At 51.3% G+C, this 17860-nt stretch carries 13 protein-coding genes; 4 read left to right on the forward strand and 9 right to left on the reverse strand.

The features are described from left to right. Positions 1-40: 40 nt before the first annotated feature. Positions 41-742, forward strand: a complete 702-nt coding sequence (locus RSX24_RS00610; RefSeq protein ID WP_343259398.1) for a pentapeptide repeat-containing protein — start codon at positions 41-43, stop codon at positions 740-742. Positions 743-1024: 282 nt separating this feature from the next. On the opposite strand, the gene RSX24_RS00615 is transcribed toward RSX24_RS00610, so the two are convergent. The 6 genes from RSX24_RS00615 to RSX24_RS00640 all read right to left on the reverse strand — a co-directional run bounded on the left by RSX24_RS00615 (position 1025) and on the right by RSX24_RS00640 (position 10612). Further along, positions 1025-3457 (reverse strand): glycogen/starch/alpha-glucan phosphorylase, encoded by a 2433-nt coding sequence (locus RSX24_RS00615; RefSeq protein WP_343259399.1) that lies wholly within the window; start codon positions 3455-3457, stop codon positions 1025-1027. A 143-nt stretch (positions 3458-3600) separates the two neighbouring features. Beyond that, the gene (gene glgD / locus RSX24_RS00620) at positions 3601-4704 is read right to left on the reverse strand and encodes a glucose-1-phosphate adenylyltransferase subunit GlgD (RefSeq protein WP_236419313.1); all 1104 of its coding nucleotides are present in this window, start codon (positions 4702-4704) and stop codon (positions 3601-3603) included. 26 nt (positions 4705-4730) lie between these two features. Continuing rightward, complete coding sequence (locus RSX24_RS00625) at positions 4731-5894, reverse strand: glucose-1-phosphate adenylyltransferase (protein WP_236419283.1); 1164 nt, start codon at positions 5892-5894, stop codon at positions 4731-4733. A 507-nt stretch (positions 5895-6401) separates the two neighbouring features. Continuing rightward, complete coding sequence (locus tag RSX24_RS00630; protein ID WP_236419280.1) at positions 6402-7553, reverse strand: iron-containing alcohol dehydrogenase; 1152 nt, start codon at positions 7551-7553, stop codon at positions 6402-6404. A gap of 343 nt (positions 7554-7896) precedes the next feature. Continuing rightward, positions 7897-8757, reverse strand: coding sequence for a GNAT family N-acetyltransferase (locus RSX24_RS00635; protein WP_343259400.1), 861 nt, complete (start codon positions 8755-8757; stop codon positions 7897-7899). Between the two features lie 160 nt (positions 8758-8917). Beyond that, positions 8918-10612: a M3 family oligoendopeptidase gene (locus tag RSX24_RS00640; RefSeq protein WP_236419247.1), complete on the reverse strand. Its 1695-nt coding sequence runs from the start codon at positions 10610-10612 to the stop codon at positions 8918-8920. Between the two features lie 692 nt (positions 10613-11304). Between RSX24_RS00640 and RSX24_RS00645 the strand changes: the two genes are divergently transcribed. Beyond that, positions 11305-12039 carry an LPXTG cell wall anchor domain-containing protein gene (locus RSX24_RS00645; RefSeq protein WP_343259401.1) on the forward strand — a complete coding sequence of 245 codons (735 nt, stop codon included), beginning with the start codon at positions 11305-11307 and terminating at the stop codon, positions 12037-12039. 136 nt (positions 12040-12175) lie between these two features. Then, complete coding sequence (locus RSX24_RS00650) at positions 12176-12388, forward strand: cation:proton antiporter regulatory subunit (RefSeq protein WP_236419223.1); 213 nt, start codon at positions 12176-12178, stop codon at positions 12386-12388. A 210-nt stretch (positions 12389-12598) separates the two neighbouring features. Here the strand turns inward: RSX24_RS00650 and RSX24_RS00655 are convergent, their stop codons facing one another. Then, positions 12599-15106: a PAS domain-containing protein gene (locus RSX24_RS00655; protein WP_343259402.1), complete on the reverse strand. Its 2508-nt coding sequence runs from the start codon at positions 15104-15106 to the stop codon at positions 12599-12601. A gap of 164 nt (positions 15107-15270) precedes the next feature. Between RSX24_RS00655 and tgl the strand changes: the two genes are divergently transcribed. Then, positions 15271-16098 carry a spore coat transglutaminase TGL gene (gene tgl / locus RSX24_RS00660; protein ID WP_236418702.1) on the forward strand — a complete coding sequence of 276 codons (828 nt, stop codon included), beginning with the start codon at positions 15271-15273 and terminating at the stop codon, positions 16096-16098. Between the two features lie 99 nt (positions 16099-16197). On the opposite strand, the gene infC is transcribed toward tgl, so the two are convergent. Together infC and RSX24_RS00670 are read right to left on the reverse strand one after the other, a co-directional pair. After that, positions 16198-16689, reverse strand: coding sequence for a translation initiation factor IF-3 (gene infC / locus RSX24_RS00665; protein ID WP_343259403.1), 492 nt, complete (start codon positions 16687-16689; stop codon positions 16198-16200). A 111-nt stretch (positions 16690-16800) separates the two neighbouring features. Continuing rightward, complete coding sequence (locus tag RSX24_RS00670) at positions 16801-17733, reverse strand: manganese-dependent inorganic pyrophosphatase (protein WP_236418689.1); 933 nt, start codon at positions 17731-17733, stop codon at positions 16801-16803. Positions 17734-17860: the final 127 nt, after the last annotated feature.

The following is a 17860-nucleotide window of genomic DNA, read 5'->3' on the forward strand; positions in this document are numbered from 1 at the left end:
TCGCGCGTCCGAATTCTATTTCAATGCAAAGGAGTCCGACATGAGCCGAAAATCCCGTCCACCATCGACTTCGCTCGCCTCGCCGGCAGCGGCAGCAGCCGAAATGAAAATCCAGCGCCCCAAACTGCCGCGCCAGCTTGAGCCGCGCTCCTTAGACTCACTTATTCTTCATGACGAAGGCACCATCCTGCCTGGCTTGTATGAAAACGGAACGATATCCGGGGGCGAAGCGGGTAAAGTGATGCTGGAGCAAACGCATTTCAAACATATCGTTTTCGACGACGTTTCCCTGCCCGGAGCGGAGATCACCGACGTCATCTTTGAGCAATGCGACCTGTCCAACGTGAACCTGACCGATGCGATCATGCATCGCACCCATTTCATCCATTGCAAAATGGTCGGGCTCGACCTGTTGGGTTCAACGCTCCGCAACATCCGGTTCACGCATTGCCTGGCCGATTATTCGACCTTCCGTTTTGCCAATCTGAAACAGGTCGCCATGGAAAACAGTTCGTTTACCCAAGCGGATTTCTACAGTGCCACGCTGAGCAAGGTCAGGCTGCACGAGATCAATATCGACAAAGCCCAGTTTTCCAGCACCCCGCTGCGGGACATCGACATCAGCACCTGCGAATTCCACAATCTCGGCATTACGCTGGAAGATCTGCAAGGCTGCATCATCTCGCCCCCGCAGGCCATCCTTTTTACCAAAATCTTTGGCCTTGTGGTGAAAGATGAATGACTGAGTCATTCCACCCTATCGGAAACGAAAATGCACTCGTGCTTAGAGAGCATTTTTTGCGTTGATGCAAAAGGGACACGCTTTCCAATTGAACGAGCTCATCAACCTGCCAATACCTTCAAATGATTCCGGCGACCCGAATCCCGATCCTCCCCGTGTTAACCGGCAAAAAGATCCCCATATTCCTGTACACGATAACAACGCGTGCTGGAATATGGGGATATGAACATGCACCACATTTAGACATACGCTCCATCATTCAACAATGTGGACCGCTTAGCATCAGCCTCTCCAAAATCCGGACACGGGTTCAATGCCCCAAATATCGGTGGCATACTCGCTGATCGTGCGGTCGCTCGAAAAGATGCCGGATTTCGCCGTATTCAACACCGCTTTGCGGGTCCATGCAGGAACATCCCGGTATGCCGCATCAATGGCTGCGTGCGCGTCTGCGTACGAGGCGAAATCCCGAAGCACGAAGTATTCGTCGCCATGGGCAAGCAGCGAGTCGTAGATATCCCAAAATTCGCCGTCCCGGCAGCAGAACGCACCGGGATGCACAAGCTGCTCCACCACTTGGCCGAGACGTTCGTCCTGTTGTGCCACCTCGCGCGGCCGATATTGCCCGGAACGATAATATTCGGACACTTCTTCTGCACGCAAACCAAAGATGAACATGTTCTCTTCCCCGACTTGCTCCGCCATCTCCACGTTGGCGCCATCCATCGTACCGATCGTGAGCGCGCCGTTCATCATGAATTTCATGTTTCCCGTACCCGAGGCCTCCTTGCCTGCGGTCGAAATCTGTTCGCTGACATCGGCAGCCGGTATGATCTTTTCGGCCAACGAGACGGAATAATTTTCAAGAAACAGCACTTTCAAATGGTCCTGAACCGAACGATCCTGATTAATCGTATCGGCCACCGTATTGATCAGCTTGATGATTTTTTTGGCAAAATAATAGCTCGGCGCTGCCTTCGCTCCAAAGATGAACGTGCGCGGTACGAGATCATACGAAGCATCGTGCTTCAAACGATTGTATAAGTGCATGACATGCAAAATGTTCAGCAGCTGACGTTTGTATCCGTGAAGCCGTTTGACCTGCACATCGAAAATCGAATCCGGATTCACGGTAACTCCCGCATGATCCAGAATGTATGCTGCCAGCCGCTCCTTGTTGGCCCGCTTGATCGCATGGAATTGCTGCTGAAAAGCCGCATCCCCGGCATAAGGCACCAGTTCATTCAGCAAGCCCGGCTGCGTGATCCAGTCCGTTCCGATCGTATCCGTAATGAGGGCGGACAGTTTCGGGTTCGCATGCATAAGCCAGCGGCGATGGGTAATGCCATTGGTCTTGTTGTTGAACCGCTCGGGATAGAGCGCATAGAACGGGGCCATCTCGCGCTCTTTCAAAATTTCCGTATGCAAGGCGGCCACCCCGTTCACGCTGTGACTGCCGACGATGGCCAGGTTGGCCATGCGTACCTGATCGTTCGCGATGATCGCCATCTGCTCGATGCGGTTCTGATCTCCCGGATAACGCTCGATCAGCATGGCGCAAAACCGTTTGTTGATTTCCTCAATGATCATGTAAATGCGTGGCAGCAGCTTGCTGACCATGGACACCGGCCATTTTTCCAGCGCCTCGCTCAGGGTCGTATGATTTGTATATGAAACGGTCCTTACTGTAATATCCCATGCCTCATCCCAGCCGTAACCCTGAATATCGATCAGGATGCGCATCAACTCCGGGATGACCAGAGTGGGATGGGTATCGTTAATATGGAAGGCGACTTTGTCCGGCAAGCGGTCATACGGCAGATCTAGTTTGTTAAACGTGCGCAAAATGCTCTGCACTCCGGCAGAACACATGAAGTATTGCTGCTTGAGCCGCAGCAATTTGCCTTCGTACTGCGAATCGTCCGGATACAGAAACTCCGAAATCGATTCGACGGACCGGCTGTAATCCAGATAGCCGTAGTAGTTCGACGGCGTATCCAAAGAAGTTTCGCGCTTCGGTTCGGCGCTCCAGAGCCGCAGCGTATTCACATGGGGCTGGCCGTAACCGATGACAGGGGTATCGTAAGGCACGGCTACGACCGATTCCGCGTCTCTGGTGGCAAACTGCATGCGGCCATCCTGTTCGTACGCCTCCACCCGACCCCAGAACTGAACCTCCACTTTTTTGTCCGGACGGCGCACTTCCCATTCATTGCCTTTGTCCAGCCAATTGTCCGGCAGTTCGACCTGATTGCCATTGATGATCTTTTGCTCGAACAGACCGTATTTATATCGGATGCCGCATCCATGGCCCGCATAACCGAGCGAAGCCAGCGAATCCAGGAAACAGGCCGCGAGCCTTCCCAAACCGCCATTGCCCAGCCCTGCATCGGACTCCTGTTCCTCCACCTGTTCGAGCGAAATTCCCAGCTCGGCCAAGCTGCTGCGCACCAGCTCCAATTCATTCACGTTGAGCAAATTGTTGCCGAGCAGACGTCCAATCAGGAATTCCAGCGAGAAGTAGTACACCTGTTTATCCTGACGCTGCTTGAATCCCTGATTCGACGCCGCCCAATCATGGCCTGCGTATTCACGGATCATGCTCCCGAGCACGTGGTATACGTCATCCAACGTTGCCTCTTCCGGCAGTTTGCCCAATTTGCTGATCAGATTCCGTTGAAAAATGCTTTTGAATGCTTCCTTATTGTCAAACAAAAGTAGGTTCCTCCCGGTGAAACCCTGTATATGCGGAGGGGGTTCGCCTCGCTGTGCGCCGGATGAACTCCGCCCTCCATTCGTCTTTCCCAAGCATATGCAGGATTTTATTTTGTAAAGGTTCAGCAAGTTCGGCCTGAATTTTAAAGGCTGGTGCTTTTCGCCAAAACGTAAGGACTATTCTCGTTGCCGATCAACGTCTGCCCTCCGCTGAGCCTGACGTCTTTATCCAGAATGACGTTCTCGAGCACGGTTCCTTCACCAATATAACATTTCTGCATGATGATGGAACCCTTGATTTTTGCCCCCTTGGCCACATGTACGCCACGGAACAGTATGCTATCCTCCACTTCGCCGCCGACGATGCAGCCGTTCGCAAGCAGCGAATGCTTCACCTCTGCGGTATCCAAATATTTTGCAGGCGCTTCGTATTTGATTTTGGTATGCACCGATTGTTCCTTGAACAATTGCTCATACAGCCCGTTATTCAGCAATTCCATGCTGTTCCGGTAGTAACTGTCCACGGAGTTGATTACGGCATGATAGCCTTCATAGGCGTACGCTGCAATGCTCAAGCCATCCGGATTCCTCTGGATCGCGTCCCGGAAGAAATGGCTCTCGCCATGCTCGATGCATCGCTGCACCTGGCGCAGGAACAACTCCTTTTCCATGACGAAAATTTCTGTATATATATTCGGGTGGCCAGCTTCTTGGTGAATGTCCAGCACATTGCCGTCCCCGTCATCTTCCACCTTGATGCAAGCTTCGTGTTCAGGCAGCAGCCGGTCTACTTTTTTACAAACCAGTGTAACGTCTGCGCCTTTGCGTATATGAAATTGATAAACATCCTGCAAATCCGCCTTGGTGACATGCCGGCTGCCGGCATGAACGACATATTGGCCCGCTCCCCGACGGAAGAAGTCCAGGTTGTTGTGAAAATGCTGCAAATCGCCCAGCGAGCTGTCCGTTGGATCGTTCCAATCCGGCGGCAGGATGAACATGCCTCCGTGCTTGCGGTCCAGATCCCACGGTTTGCCATCTCCCAAATGATCCATGAGTGACCGGTATTTGCGGCGCACGAATACGCCGATGCTTTCAATGCCTGCATTCATCATGTTGGACAACACAAAATCGATCAGACGGTAACGCCCGGCATAAGGCACCGCGGCACCGCAGCGAAAGTACGTCAATTCCTTCAGCTCTTCCAGTTCGTGGTCCAGATTGATAACGCCGATCAATGGTTTCATCGCTTGCACCGTCCCCTGTCATCAAATTAGGCTTTGCCTGCCATGCTTATCCGCAAACGTCGTTCCAGCTCTTCCTGGTCGACGAGCAGCACGTCGCTCTCATCCTCCGGAGACAGCCGCGCGCCGTCAGGAATGACCAATCCTTCGGCAACAATGGTTCTGTGAAGGCGTACATTGCGTCCGATCCGAACTCCAGGCATCACTACGGAATCAACGATCAAACTGCCTTCTCCCACCTCTGTCCCGTAGAACAACACGGAATGGTTGATCTCTCCATGCACAACGCTGCCCTCGCTAACGATGCAGCTGCGCAATTTCGCCGATGGAGAAATGTATTGGGCCGGCTGATTGGGATTACGCGTATAAATCCGCCAATCGGGATCATTCAGATTCAGCGGCGCTTCTTCATGCAACAAATCCATGTTGGACTCCCACAGGCTGTAAATGGTACCGACGTCCTTCCAATAGCCTTTAAAAGGGTAGGCGTATAACGATTTATCATGGGCAAGCAGCAATGGAATGATGTCTTTGCCAAAGTCATAGGAAGTAGATGGCTGCTGTTCATCGTGAATCAAAAACCGTTTCAGCACGTCCCACTTGAACAGGTAGATTCCCATGGAAGCCAGGGTACTTTTCGGCACGGGCGGTTTTTCCTCGAATTCATGGATGCGATACGTCTCGTCCGTATTGAGCAGGCCGAAGCGGCTCGCTTCCGCAAGAGGCACTTCGATCACCGAGATGGTGCAGTCGGCATTCTTTTCTTTGTGATACTGGAGCATGCGCTCGTAATCCATTTTATAGATATGGTCGCCTGACAGGATCAGCACGTGCTCTGGATCGAACTGTTCGATGAAATTCAGGTTGCGGTAAATGGCATCGGCGGTGCCGCGGTACCAGTTGCTGCCGTTCTCACGCTCATGGGGAGGCAGAACGTAGACGCCGCCGTTTTTTCGGTCCAGGTCCCAATCGCTGCCGATTCCTATATATGAATGAAGCACCATGGGCTCATATTGGGTCAACACCCCGACGGTATCAATGCCCGAGTTGGAACAATTGCTCAGGGGAAAATCAATGATCCGGTACGTTCCGCCAAAAAACACGGCCGGTTTGGCCAAAGATTTCGTCAAGCCTTTCAAACGCTTGCCCTGCCCTCCGGCGAGCAGCATGGCTACAACTTCTTTTTTTGCCATCGTTCAGCCTCCTCCACGTTCATTTTTACGCATCTTTCAAGCCTTGCTACGTTTTTCCGATGTGTGGACGCTGATGTGATGAGCTGAATTTTCCGCACGAGCCGTGCAGTCTATAATCCATGCGAAGAGTTCAAAGAAAAGCGGGACCATTTTGCGTTTGTGACTGTAGTGGATCGGGATGAATAAAATCGGGTAAGCAAACCTGGAACAGAAACTCGCTTAAAATAGAAAAGGGGAGCAAAGCACAAGGTGTAGTTGCATTGTGGGAAATCGCGATGTTTGCTTTCTCAACATTAAACCGGACTTGCAGAGGATAAACATGCAGATGGATGATCAGGCAATCGTTTGGGTCAGTCAGGATCACTCCCTTCTTCTTGCCATGGTGATTAATGTAAGTATTCGGTAAGGAATTTCAAAATCCTTTTGGTTCATCCCGAAACCGAACTGGAAAAATAAGTAATCCACAAAAATAAGCCGGGATTTCTCCCGGCAGCTTTCTTGCGTCACTTATACAATTTTGCGGAACAACTCCATCACTTCTTCTTTGCTCGGCTGGTACGGATTGCCCGGTGCGCAAGCGTCCTTCATGGCATTATCGGCCAACAGTTCGATATCAGGGTCCTTCACTCCGAGTTCTGAGAGCTTTTCCGGAATGCCAACCTCCCTGGACAACTGCCTTATGGCCTCGATCACGTATTCGGAGCATTCCTCGTCCGATTTGTTTCTCACATCCATGCCGATCGCTTTGGCGATATGGCGAAATTTATCCGGCACATGCTTGGCATTCAGTTCCTCCACGTAAGGCAGCAGCATGGCGTTGCATACGCCGTGAGGCAAATCATATACGCCTCCAAGCTGGTGAGCCATGGCATGAACGTAACCCAAACCCGCATTGTTGAAGGCCATGCCTCCCAAGAAACACGCATAGGTCATATGCTCGCGCGCCTCCAGATCGTTACCGTCCCTCACTGCACGGGGAAGATATTCAAAGATCAGTTCCACTGCCGCAGCAGCGGTTGCATTCGTGACCGTAAATGCCCCCGGCGTGACCATCGCCTCGACGGCATGGGTTAATGCATCCATTCCTGTGGCGGCCGTCAGGCTGGACGGTTTGCTGAGCATCAGTTCCGGATCGTTCACCGACAGGGAGGCAAGACAGTTCGGGTCCACCATCACCATTTTAACCTTGCGTTCTTCATCTGTAATCACGTAGTTAATCGTCACCTCGCTTGACGTGCCGGCCGTTGTGTTGATCGCCACGATCGGCACGGATTTGTGCTTCGATTGGTGCATACCTTCATAATTCCGAATATGCCCGCCGTTGGTTGCCACGATGCCGATCGCCTTGGCTGCGTCCTGCGGGGAGCCGCCGCCGATCGAAATGATGGCATCGCACCCATGCTTCTGGTACACTTTCAGCCCCTCATGCACATTGTGACATGTCGGGTTGGGCTGAACTGCATCATATACGATGTAGTTTAGCCCGGCTTTTCTTAATATAGACAGCACCTGATCAGCTACGCCGGAAGACATCAGCCCGCGATCGCTTACGACAAGCGCATTCCGAATTCCCATTTCCTGAATCATGTTGCCTGCATCCTGCAAGCAGCCTCTGCCCATCAAGTTCACGGGCGGAACATAATATGCATGGGTTGCCATCTGAACCAGCCTCCTGTATCCCCTGATTTACTGTTTTCATTGTACCTGAATCCGTTTTCAACTATAGTGAAATAAATCACAACCATTGCTGCAAATGTTACACTTTCGGGAATTATGGGTACTATATAAACCGCAATCATAAATTACACTAGGCCACTGGCGAGTGCAGTACCCTCTTCCGATGCAGCTTTCTTTCAGAAAGCTTTTAGGCGAACGCTTCGCTTCCCCAGATTGGTTCTGCCTCTCCGTTAACGTGTTTATGTTTTTGTGGTTTTTATAGACGCGAAAAAAGCGGCACCGAAGACTATGCTTCCATGCCGCTAAACCATCATGAATACTGTTCTTATTTTGCCAACAACTCTCGGATCGGCGCATAGTGCACAGGATATGACGCTCCTTGCTCAAATCCCAATTTGCGTGCTATCGCGGCAGAGTCGTGACGAAAATGTTCTGTCGTCCAATGCGGCGTACACCCATGTTTCAGGCAAGTCCGCACATACTCGTGAGCCATCGCCGTAGCAAGCCCCTGCCCCCGATGTTCCGTACCGTACACCACAATGCCGACCTCATGATTGCTTTCGTGAACAAATACCGAAATGCAGGTGCCCACCACCTGATCACGATATAACACACAAGTGCCGAATCCATAGCGATAGAAATCGTCCAAGGAGTGCCAAAATTTCAGGATCTCCGTCACGATCACACCACCAGCATCCTGACGAACGCTCTCTGGATCAACCATGCGAAGCTGGTATTTTGGGGATGATTCGATAGGACTGTGTTCATAATCATGGCTAAATTTCTCGAACATCTCCTCACGGAAACAAAACGGGATCCTCCATCCTTGCCGCAGTGCTCCCCCGAACATTCTGCCGACCACAGCGTCCCATTCCTGTCCGGGCAGCGGATATGTTTCCAGATTCAAGGTATCTTCACCGGCATGCAGAGCTTCCGGCAAAAGCCTGGATACGATCGTTTGTTCTGCAAGCCGATTAAAGCGTTCGTGACCAGATCGGCCCACCAGGTAAAACATTTCATTTCTCGCCCACACCAAGGCGCTTTGGGGGGCTCTGGCATCGTCCACATAGACCCGGCCGGCCTGTAACCCGGACGCCACACCGCCCATGACCACTTGACCATTAGTGTTCGATATGAGCGGCAGTACCCGTGTCCGGTCGGCAGGAGTCATCAATTCAACTAACATTCGAATAACCTCGCATTCTTTGCATGAGCTGCTTCAGGGATAAAAAAGGCTGATCAGCCGTCTATGCCTCAGAATGCTTTCGTGTTATCTTTCGTATCCGTTCACCCCTTTATACGGGATAATCGTCCATTCAACTTGCCGCATTCGGCATTCCATTACCTTACAACGCTTTGTCGTCGACTCCATCGAGCCAAGCTTCGATATCGCCAATGACGGAGGAAACGCATCCGTCCTGGAACGGGGAAATCAATCCGGCCAACTCGACCAGACCTGTAAAGGAACGGCTGCCGCCAGCTCGGCACAAGGTCAGGTAATCCGCCCATGCAGAAGCCATATCCTCGTTGCTGCGCTTCCAGAATTGGAACGCGCAAATTTGCGCAAGCGTGTAATCGATGTAATAGAACGGCGAGGCGAAAATATGGCCCTGCTTATGCCAGAATCCGCCGCGCTCCAAGTATTCGTTATCCTTGTAATTGATATGCGGAAGGTACGTTTTCTCGATATTGCGCCACGCCTGTTTGCGCTCGGCAGGCGTAGCGTCCGGGTTCGCATACACGAAATGCTGGAACTCATCCACAGCTACGCCATACGGAATGAACAGCAGCGCGGAGGACAAGTGGTCGAACTTGTATTTGTCCGTATCTTCCTTGAAAAACGATTCCATCCACGGATAGGTGAAAAACTCCATGCTCATGGAATGGATTTCTGCGGATTCATAGGTTGGCCAGTTGTATTCCGGCACTTCGAAGTTGCGGCTCTCATATACCTGGAAGGCATGGCCCGCTTCATGGGTCAACACGTCGATATCGCCCGATGTACCATTAAAGTTGGAGAAAATGAACGGCACTTTGTAGTCATTCAGGAACGTGCAGTAGCCGCCGCCTTGTTTGCCTTTTTTGCTGACCAGGTCCATCAGTTCGTTCTCGGTCATCATTTCGAAAAATGCACCCGTTTCCGGCGACAGCTCGTTGTACATTTTTTTGCCGTTTTCGATAATCCAGTCCGGGTCGCCTTTCGGCGTCGGATTGCCTGTAGGGAAGCTGAATCCCTGATCGTAGAAATACAACGTATCCACGCCGATCCGGCTGCGCTGGCGCTCTCTCAGCTTGGAAGCCACCGGCACGATGTAATCGCGGACCTGGGCTCTGAAATTCGCGACCATGTCGGCATTGTAATCCGTACGGTTCATGCGGTCATATCCCATCTCGACGTACGAAGGATATCCGAGCTTTTTGGCGATCTGCGTCCGCACCTTGACCAACTCGTCATAGATGCGGTCGAATTCGGATTCATGCTCGGCCATGAAAGCATAGCGGGCTGCCGAAGCGCGTTCGCGCATGGAGCGGTCCGTCGACAATTCGAACGGAAGCAGCTGCGGAAGCGTGCGCTCTTCGCCTTCGAACGGAATTTTCGCCGACGCGATCAATTGGTTGTATTCGGTCGAAAGCTTGTTTTCCTTCTGCAGGTCTTCAATGACTTCCGGGCTGAACGTTTTGAGCGAAAGCTCGGCCAAGCGGAACAATTGCGTGCCCCACTTCTCTTCCAGCTTGCTGCGGAACTTGGAATTCACCAATGCGCGGTAAAAATCGGTTACATACTCCTGAATGATCGGTGCGCTATCATCCAGAAAATCCTGCTCGGCTTTGTAGAACTCATCATTGGTGTCAATGGAGTGACGGATGTAAACAAGCTGTGCCTGCGTCTCGAAATCGCTGCGCAATGCATTGATTCGATCCATGTAGCCGCTCTGTTCTTCGAAAGATTCCGATTGTTCAAACCCTTTCAACAGTTCCCGAAAGGACTCTTTGATCTGCTCGAGATCGGGACGTGTATACGTATATTCACTGAATTTCATTATGTACACCCTTTCCAAATGGGAATATTTCGGGCAAACCCCGAGTGACTCCCCCTATTATACAAAAGAGAAACCTAAAAATCCCATCTTTACGAAAAATATTTATCCAAAGGTCAAATCTTCGGACATGCAGGGTGATTTCTTTTACGCTTTCATGTCAGATTCATCGATAGACCCGCACTTTTCGCATAGCAAACAAGCCACCCTCGCATGAATCGCGAAGCCGGCTTTATAAGCTTGTCCCTGTTTCAACTTTTCAAACAGATAACACTAGTGTTTCTCCTTGTCGACCATCTGGAAGAACCAGCCCATACCAGCCATGCCCACGACCATAATGGCAACCAAAAAAATGATGTAACCCATGAATGACCCTCCTTGCATCCGTTTATTCAACATACATAATATCAGTTTACACGGGGAAACGACATCTGGCTTAACCGAACATTGACAAAAATGCGACATCTGCAATTTTATTAAAAATCAGACGGAAAATCCGCTGCAAAAATGCGGTAGACCGTGATGTATCTTTCCCTTTTCGCAGGAATTCTACCCTGTTTTCAAGCAAATCGGCATCATGCGCGAATTTCCATACGGTCCGTGAACGGTGTATACTGGATGTCTGGATCGGGGAAATGGCCATTTCCTCATCCCCGAACTTATATACGAATGATTTTATCAGAAAGGTGAATGCAATGTCGATTCGCTTATCACTGCGCCAATGTTGTTTTGCAATGCTGCTTTCCATGACGGTGATCCTTTTGTCGGCCTGCGCCGACGGCGAGGCTCATTTGAACGTCAATCTGGACGGTTCCTCCGACCTGACCCTGAAGCTTGGGGTAACCGACTCCGCGCTTGGAAAGATCGGACAGGACAATTTGCTGCCCCTGCTCGGAGATGCACTGAAACGGAACGGTTTCACCACCGAAGTCACTACCGAGAAGGAACGCAGCCAGTTAACGGCCAAGGCCCACTACGAGAGCAAAGGCTCGACCGACTTTGACCTGTCGAACCTGCCTGCCGGAATTCAGATTGACTATTCCGTAACGCCCGGCTTCTTCTTTAACAGCTATCATATCTCCGCGGTTGCTGACCCCATGGAATCCATGCCAGACGGAGAAATCAAGGATCAGATCAGCAAAGTGCCCGAATTTCTGAGAAAGCTATTGCTGAAAGACGTCAACTTCGATTTCAAGTTAACCCTGCCGATCAAAGCCAAGGATTCCAATGCCGATGAAGTCGAAGATCGGGGCAAGACACTGGTCTGGCACGTCGATCCCCTTGGAACGAATACACTGGACATGACCGTGCAGGTCCCGAACATCCGCAATATCATCATCATCACCGCCATCGGCTTGGCTCTGATCGCAGGACTGCTCACGTGGTGGCTGGTTCGACGCAAACGAAACAAGGGCCGGCATCAAAGCTAGGTTAACCGAAAAATGCAAGAGAATGACAGCATTCGATTTGCGACTTGCCAAACGTTGTAAGGAATAGTAGAATACACCCGTACTGTGTGAACGGTCAATCGATGAAGGAATCGTTAAAAAGAGGTGAACCTTTTTCATGAACATCCGGGAATGCCCATTGCCTGGCATTGGAGTAAAGTATCAATTCTCCACCAAAAGCGGCAACCAGCTGGTCATCATCAAACATGAAGACGGACGACGCGAATTGTTTGCAGTCGATCCGGACGACCAGGACGAGCTTACTCTCATCGCGGAATTGGAGGACGACGAATGCGTAACGCTCTCCGGGCTTATCGGAGGCTGGTCCTAAATCCACGATGATCGCATCCTGAGAGATGCTGCCGGACAATGTCCCTTTATCCAAACGATATGCAAGATCCGTTGGGCAATGCAGCCCGTATGCGGCGCTAATCCTGACTTCCAAACCGTCATTCTGCATGCCGGACTGACCACGCAAAAACCAAGCCGATCTCCTCAGCGATCGGCTTGGTTTTTGATTGCGCAGATATGCATATGTGCCTTAAAGCTGTTCTGCATCTATGTCATACATCCCGCCGGGTTTGGGAAGCATTTCTTCCTCAGACGGACGTTTCAAGGACTGGTCTTCCGCAACAAGGATATGGAGTTCGGGTGCATGCGACTCCAATTTTTGCTTTTGCTCAGGCAAAGCAGCTTGCCGTCGATCTGCTTCAGATTCCTTCGCGCCTATTGAAACGGATTCCGTTTCGCAGTGGTCGTCGGACCTTCGCTCCAATTCCAGCGTGAATTGAAATTCGGCTCCTTTGTTGGTTTCGCTCTGCACGCCGATGGCGCCGCCCATCAATTCCACCAGCTTTTTGCTGATCGCAAGCCCGAGTCCGGTTCCTCCGTATTTCCGGTTAATGGCCGGATCCAGCTGCGAAAAGGATTGGAACAACTGGTGCTGTTTGTCCAGCGGAATGCCGATGCCCGTGTCCTTGACCTTAAAGACAAGCCGTGCCTTGCTTCCATCCGAGCCATTACCATGCAGATCTACGCTCACTTGAATGTTACCTCGATCCGTAAATTTGACGGCATTGCCGAGCAGGTTGATCAGCACTTGTTTAATGCGCGTCTCGTCACCGAACATGGCATCCGGAACGTCCTCCCCGATCTCATAACCGATGGCGACTTTCTTTTCGGCCGCCTTGGGAGTGAACAGATTCACGACGCCCCGAAGCATCGCTCGAATGTCGACAACGTCGTGGATCAGCTCCATCCGACCTGCCTCGATTTTGCTGAAATCAAGAATTTCGTTAAGAATGTGCAGCAAAGATTCCCCGCTCTGGATCATAATATCCACATAGCCTTGCTGCTCCTCATTCATTTCCGTGTCTTTCAATAGATGGGCCATGCCCATAATTCCGTTAAGCGGTGTTCGAAGCTCATGGCTCATCACGGCCAGGAACTCCGATTTAGCCCGGTCTGCATGCTCGGCCGCTTCCTTGGCGCGAATAATCTCGTTCACCGACGTCATGTCGCGAAAAACGAGCACGCCTCCGCGAACTTTTCCTTGGTCCATAATCGGCTTCAACTGGAATTCGGCCAGGAAACTGGACCCGTCCTGCCTCCAAAATATCGCCTCCGACCGAGGCAGGCTCCGGCCGTTCTTCACGGCCTGCAAGATCGGGTTGGAGCGTGACGAATACGGAATGCCCGCGCTTTGCATCTGCAGCATAATTTCCTCAAGCGGTCTGCCGTTCAGCGTTGAGGGGCAAAATTCCATCATTTGAACCGCGGCCGGATTCGCAAAAATCAAATGCCCATCCTGATCCAGGCCGATGACCCCTTCAGACATCGCATTCAGGATCAACGCCCGTTCATAGCTCAAATTTTCGATTTCTTCCACATACCGCTTGGATTCGGTAATGTCACTGGTAATGCCGTATACGCCGACCACCCTGTTTTCCATCACAATCGGCAAGTTGATCACGCTCGCTTCAATCCGGTGGCCATCCTTGTGAATCAAGCCGATTTCATAGCGCTGGGCCTTTCCCTTTACGGTCTCTTCAAAATGGTATTTCGTCTTGTCCAGGTCAGCGGGATCGATCAGTTGTTCGAAAGAGCTCATCAATAATTCCTCGCGGGTATGGCCTGTCAACTGTTCCTGCCCCATATTGGCTTTGAGCAGTTTGCCATCCAAGTCCAATGAGGCGACGCCAAGCGGATTGCAGTCGAACAAGGACCGATATTCTTCCAGACTGAGCTGTTGTTGTTTGCTCGCCGTAATATCCCGAGTCATCGCTATAATTTCCTTCAGCTCCCCGTTTGAACCGTAGACGTAATGGGTGATGGTCTCCGCCCAAATACAGCTTCCGCTTTTTCGGACAAGGCGATACGTGATCCGTTCGGGAACCAGGCCTTGAATTTGCGCATTAAGATACGTTTGCACAAGCGATATATCCTCCGGATGAATGCAGAACATGCCAGGCATGCCCACCATCTCTTCAGGTTCATATCCGAGCATATGGCGACAGGCTGGCGATACATATTTGAAGGTCCGTTGTGCATCGGCTTGATGAATGGCAATGAGGTCTGGCGAAACCTCCGTGAGCATACGGGAGATTCGGCCGCTCTCTTCCAGCTGCCCACGTTGTTCGCACATTCGCTTCTCCGCCTCCTTCTGCTTGGTGATATCTACAGCCTGCACAAGCAAATAGAGCGGTTTGCCGGATGTTTCATCTTTGACGATGCAGGCACGAACCGTCGCCCATACCAAGCTTCCGTTTTTTCGGATCAATCGCAGTTCCGTTTCAAACATTTGCGTGAGTCCGTTCGCCATGTCCCAGCATTCGCAGCGAAAGCGCTCCATGTCGACATCTTCAGGAAACAACAGATCAGTAACCGGAGTATCCGTCAACTCCGCTTCCTCATATCCAAGCATTTGACAGAATGCGGGATTCAATTGAAGCCACAGTCCATTCACATGTGATGCCACAGCAATGCCGATGGGTGCATGCGTATATAACTGCTCAAAGAGCGAACGGTTTTCGCTAATCGAATTCGACATTGCTCATCCCCCTTCTTTCCGAATCGGTTTTTCCGTAATCAACTGTCAGGATCAAACATAACATCATCTATAGAGTAGTACCCCATCCCTGGCTGTCCTTAAACGAGCAGAAGGCATTTTTTTTGCATGAATCGACATTACGGGATTGAAGGAGGTTAAAGCGCATGATTCTCGTAGCCAATCGGCCCATCCATCTGGATCGGCAGGAATGGACGGATTTCCAATGGCACTGGCTTCAGAAGCTCCAAGACAGCCCCCACGTCTATGCTTATCAGTCCATGGAGCATCTTCACTTTGAATGGGACCTCAGATCCTCCCTTGTAGAAGCCGCAGAAGGCTTGAATGCCAGCGGCGCCAGCTTCTCCACGTTCGAAAATTCGCGATGTAATCCGATGTTTTGGAATCGTACCCGGCAAGGTGGTTTTGAGCTGAAACCAAACGTGACCCCTGCCGCCGGTATTCGGGATATTTGGCAGAATGGCCACTTGTACGGATTTGAATGCGCGACCGCTGCCGTCATCGTCCTTTATGGCGGGGTACTGGGCAGCATACGGGAGGACGCTTTCAATTCGCTATTTCACGATCTGCTCCTGTTCGACTGGCATTATGACAGCGACCTGCGGTTGACCGAAAAAAACGGCAAGCAGTTTGCTCTCCCCGGCGACGTATTATACTTCAAAAATCCCGATGTTTCTCCGGAAACGCCAGAGTGGCAAGGCGAAAATACCATCATGCTTCGAGAGGACTGGTATTATGGACATGGCATCGGCATCGCGTCGGGCCAAGACATCATTCACATTTTGAACCAGAACCGTGTTCCCGGCAGCAGAACCTCCGCCTATTTGATGGATATGATTATTTATCCGGATTTCCTGTACCTTTCGCGCTTTGCCAAAAGCAATCCGTCGAACAACGCCCAGGAGGCAACCACCCCGGTCTTGCCTGGGCAGCTGTACGTACGCGTGGGTAGAAGCCGTTATTTGAGAGTGTAGCATACGTGATGCAAGTTCATATTGAAAAAGACCCCCGGAAAGCAAAACGACTGCTTCCTCCGGGGGTTGATCCGTTATGCCTTGCACAATGCGCTCCCATTACGTTCGGGGGTCGATCTGGACGGCAACCTGCTTGCCGCTGACTTGAATGCCGGTTGCCGGGCTGCCAAACTCTGCCAATGACTTGCACAACTGCTCTGCCCATTCCTTGCCGGCGGTACCTTCCTTTCCGCCTTTCACTTGAATGACCAGTTTGACCGAATCGCCATTTTTAAGAATCCGCTCCGCCTGCGTCTGTTTTACGTCCCGGTCATGGTCCTCCATCTGCAGATTGAGCCGGATCTCTTTTACTTTGCGTTTATCCGGTGATTTCCCGGCCTTTTTCTTCTCTTGCTCAGCTTCCTGCCTGGCCGCGCCTGCTCCAATCAGCCGGCAAGGCGGGGGGCTTGTCATCAGCGACATGCAGACAAGGTCCACTTTATGCTGTTTAGCCAGTGCGAGGGCTTCCCGGGTGGATACGATGCCAAGGTCTTCTCCGTTCAGCCCGGTCAACGCCACTTCGGTTGCTTTGATTTTTTCGTTTTTGATCATGCCTGTCCAGCCTCCTTATCATTCATGAAATGAAAACAAAAGCCTGACCTGACCCTTTGAGGATCAGAGCAGGCTTACATACGCGACAGATCGCGCTTGTACCGAATCCGATTACAGGTTGTTGAATGCTTCGGTCAGCACCGGTACGATTTGCGATTTGCGGGATACAACGCCTTTCAGCAGCGCTTTACTGTCGTTCAGCGTGACATTGTATGCTTTCTCGACAGCATGGGCGGAAGCACCGTATGCCAGGGCAACAGAATCGTTGTTCAAAATATCCGTTACGACAAATACGAACAGGTCCAGCCCTTTGCTGGAAATGATCGCCTCGATCGCAGCTTGAAGCTCAGGCTGCTTCACGAGCACGTCGTTCACGTCAACCGCATTGACTTGAGCGATTTCGACTTTGGCTTGTCCCATCGAAAATTCTTTGGCATCTAGGGAGATCAGCTCGGCAATCGTTTTTTGGCTCAGGTCTGCGCCGGCTTTCAACATATCCAGGCCGTAGCTGTCCGCATCCACGCCAGCGATGGCTGCCAGTTCGCGAGCTGCTGCAACGTCCTGCTCGGTGCAAGTCGGCGATTTGAAGAGCAGGGAGTCGGAAATGATCGCGGACAACATCAGGCCGGCGATCGGCGCGCTGATTTCCACGCCGTTTTCCTTGTAAAGCTTGTTCAGGATGGTTGCGGTGCAACCGACAGGCTCTGCACGGAAGTAAAGCGGCTGGCTTGTCTCGAAATTCGCGATGCGGTGATGGTCGATGACCTCAACCACGGTAACGTCCGCAATGTCGCTAACGCTTTGCTGGCGCTCGTTGTGGTCGACGAGGATTACGTTGTTCACTTCGTTGGCAGCCGTGCTAATCAAACGCGGAGCATCCACTTTGAAGAAATCAAGCGCGTATTGCGTTTCGCCATTTACTTCTCCCAGGCGCACCGCTTCGACGTTTTGTCCCAATTTTGTTTTCAGGTCGGCATAAGCGATCGCAGAACAGATCGTATCCGTATCCGGATTTTTATGTCCGAAGATTAACGCTTTTTCCATGTTCATAGCCCTCCGTCAATGATGGTTTGTCGTTATAACCATATTCTATAAGGTATCATACCTTTACTGATTATAGCGTCAATATGAGTTCATTCCAATCCCTTTACAACGAATTCAATGCAATTCA

It is taken from the genome of Paenibacillus hubeiensis (genome assembly GCF_032334105.1).
Taxonomy (GTDB): Bacteria; Bacillota; Bacilli; order Paenibacillales; family Paenibacillaceae; genus Paenibacillus; species Paenibacillus hubeiensis.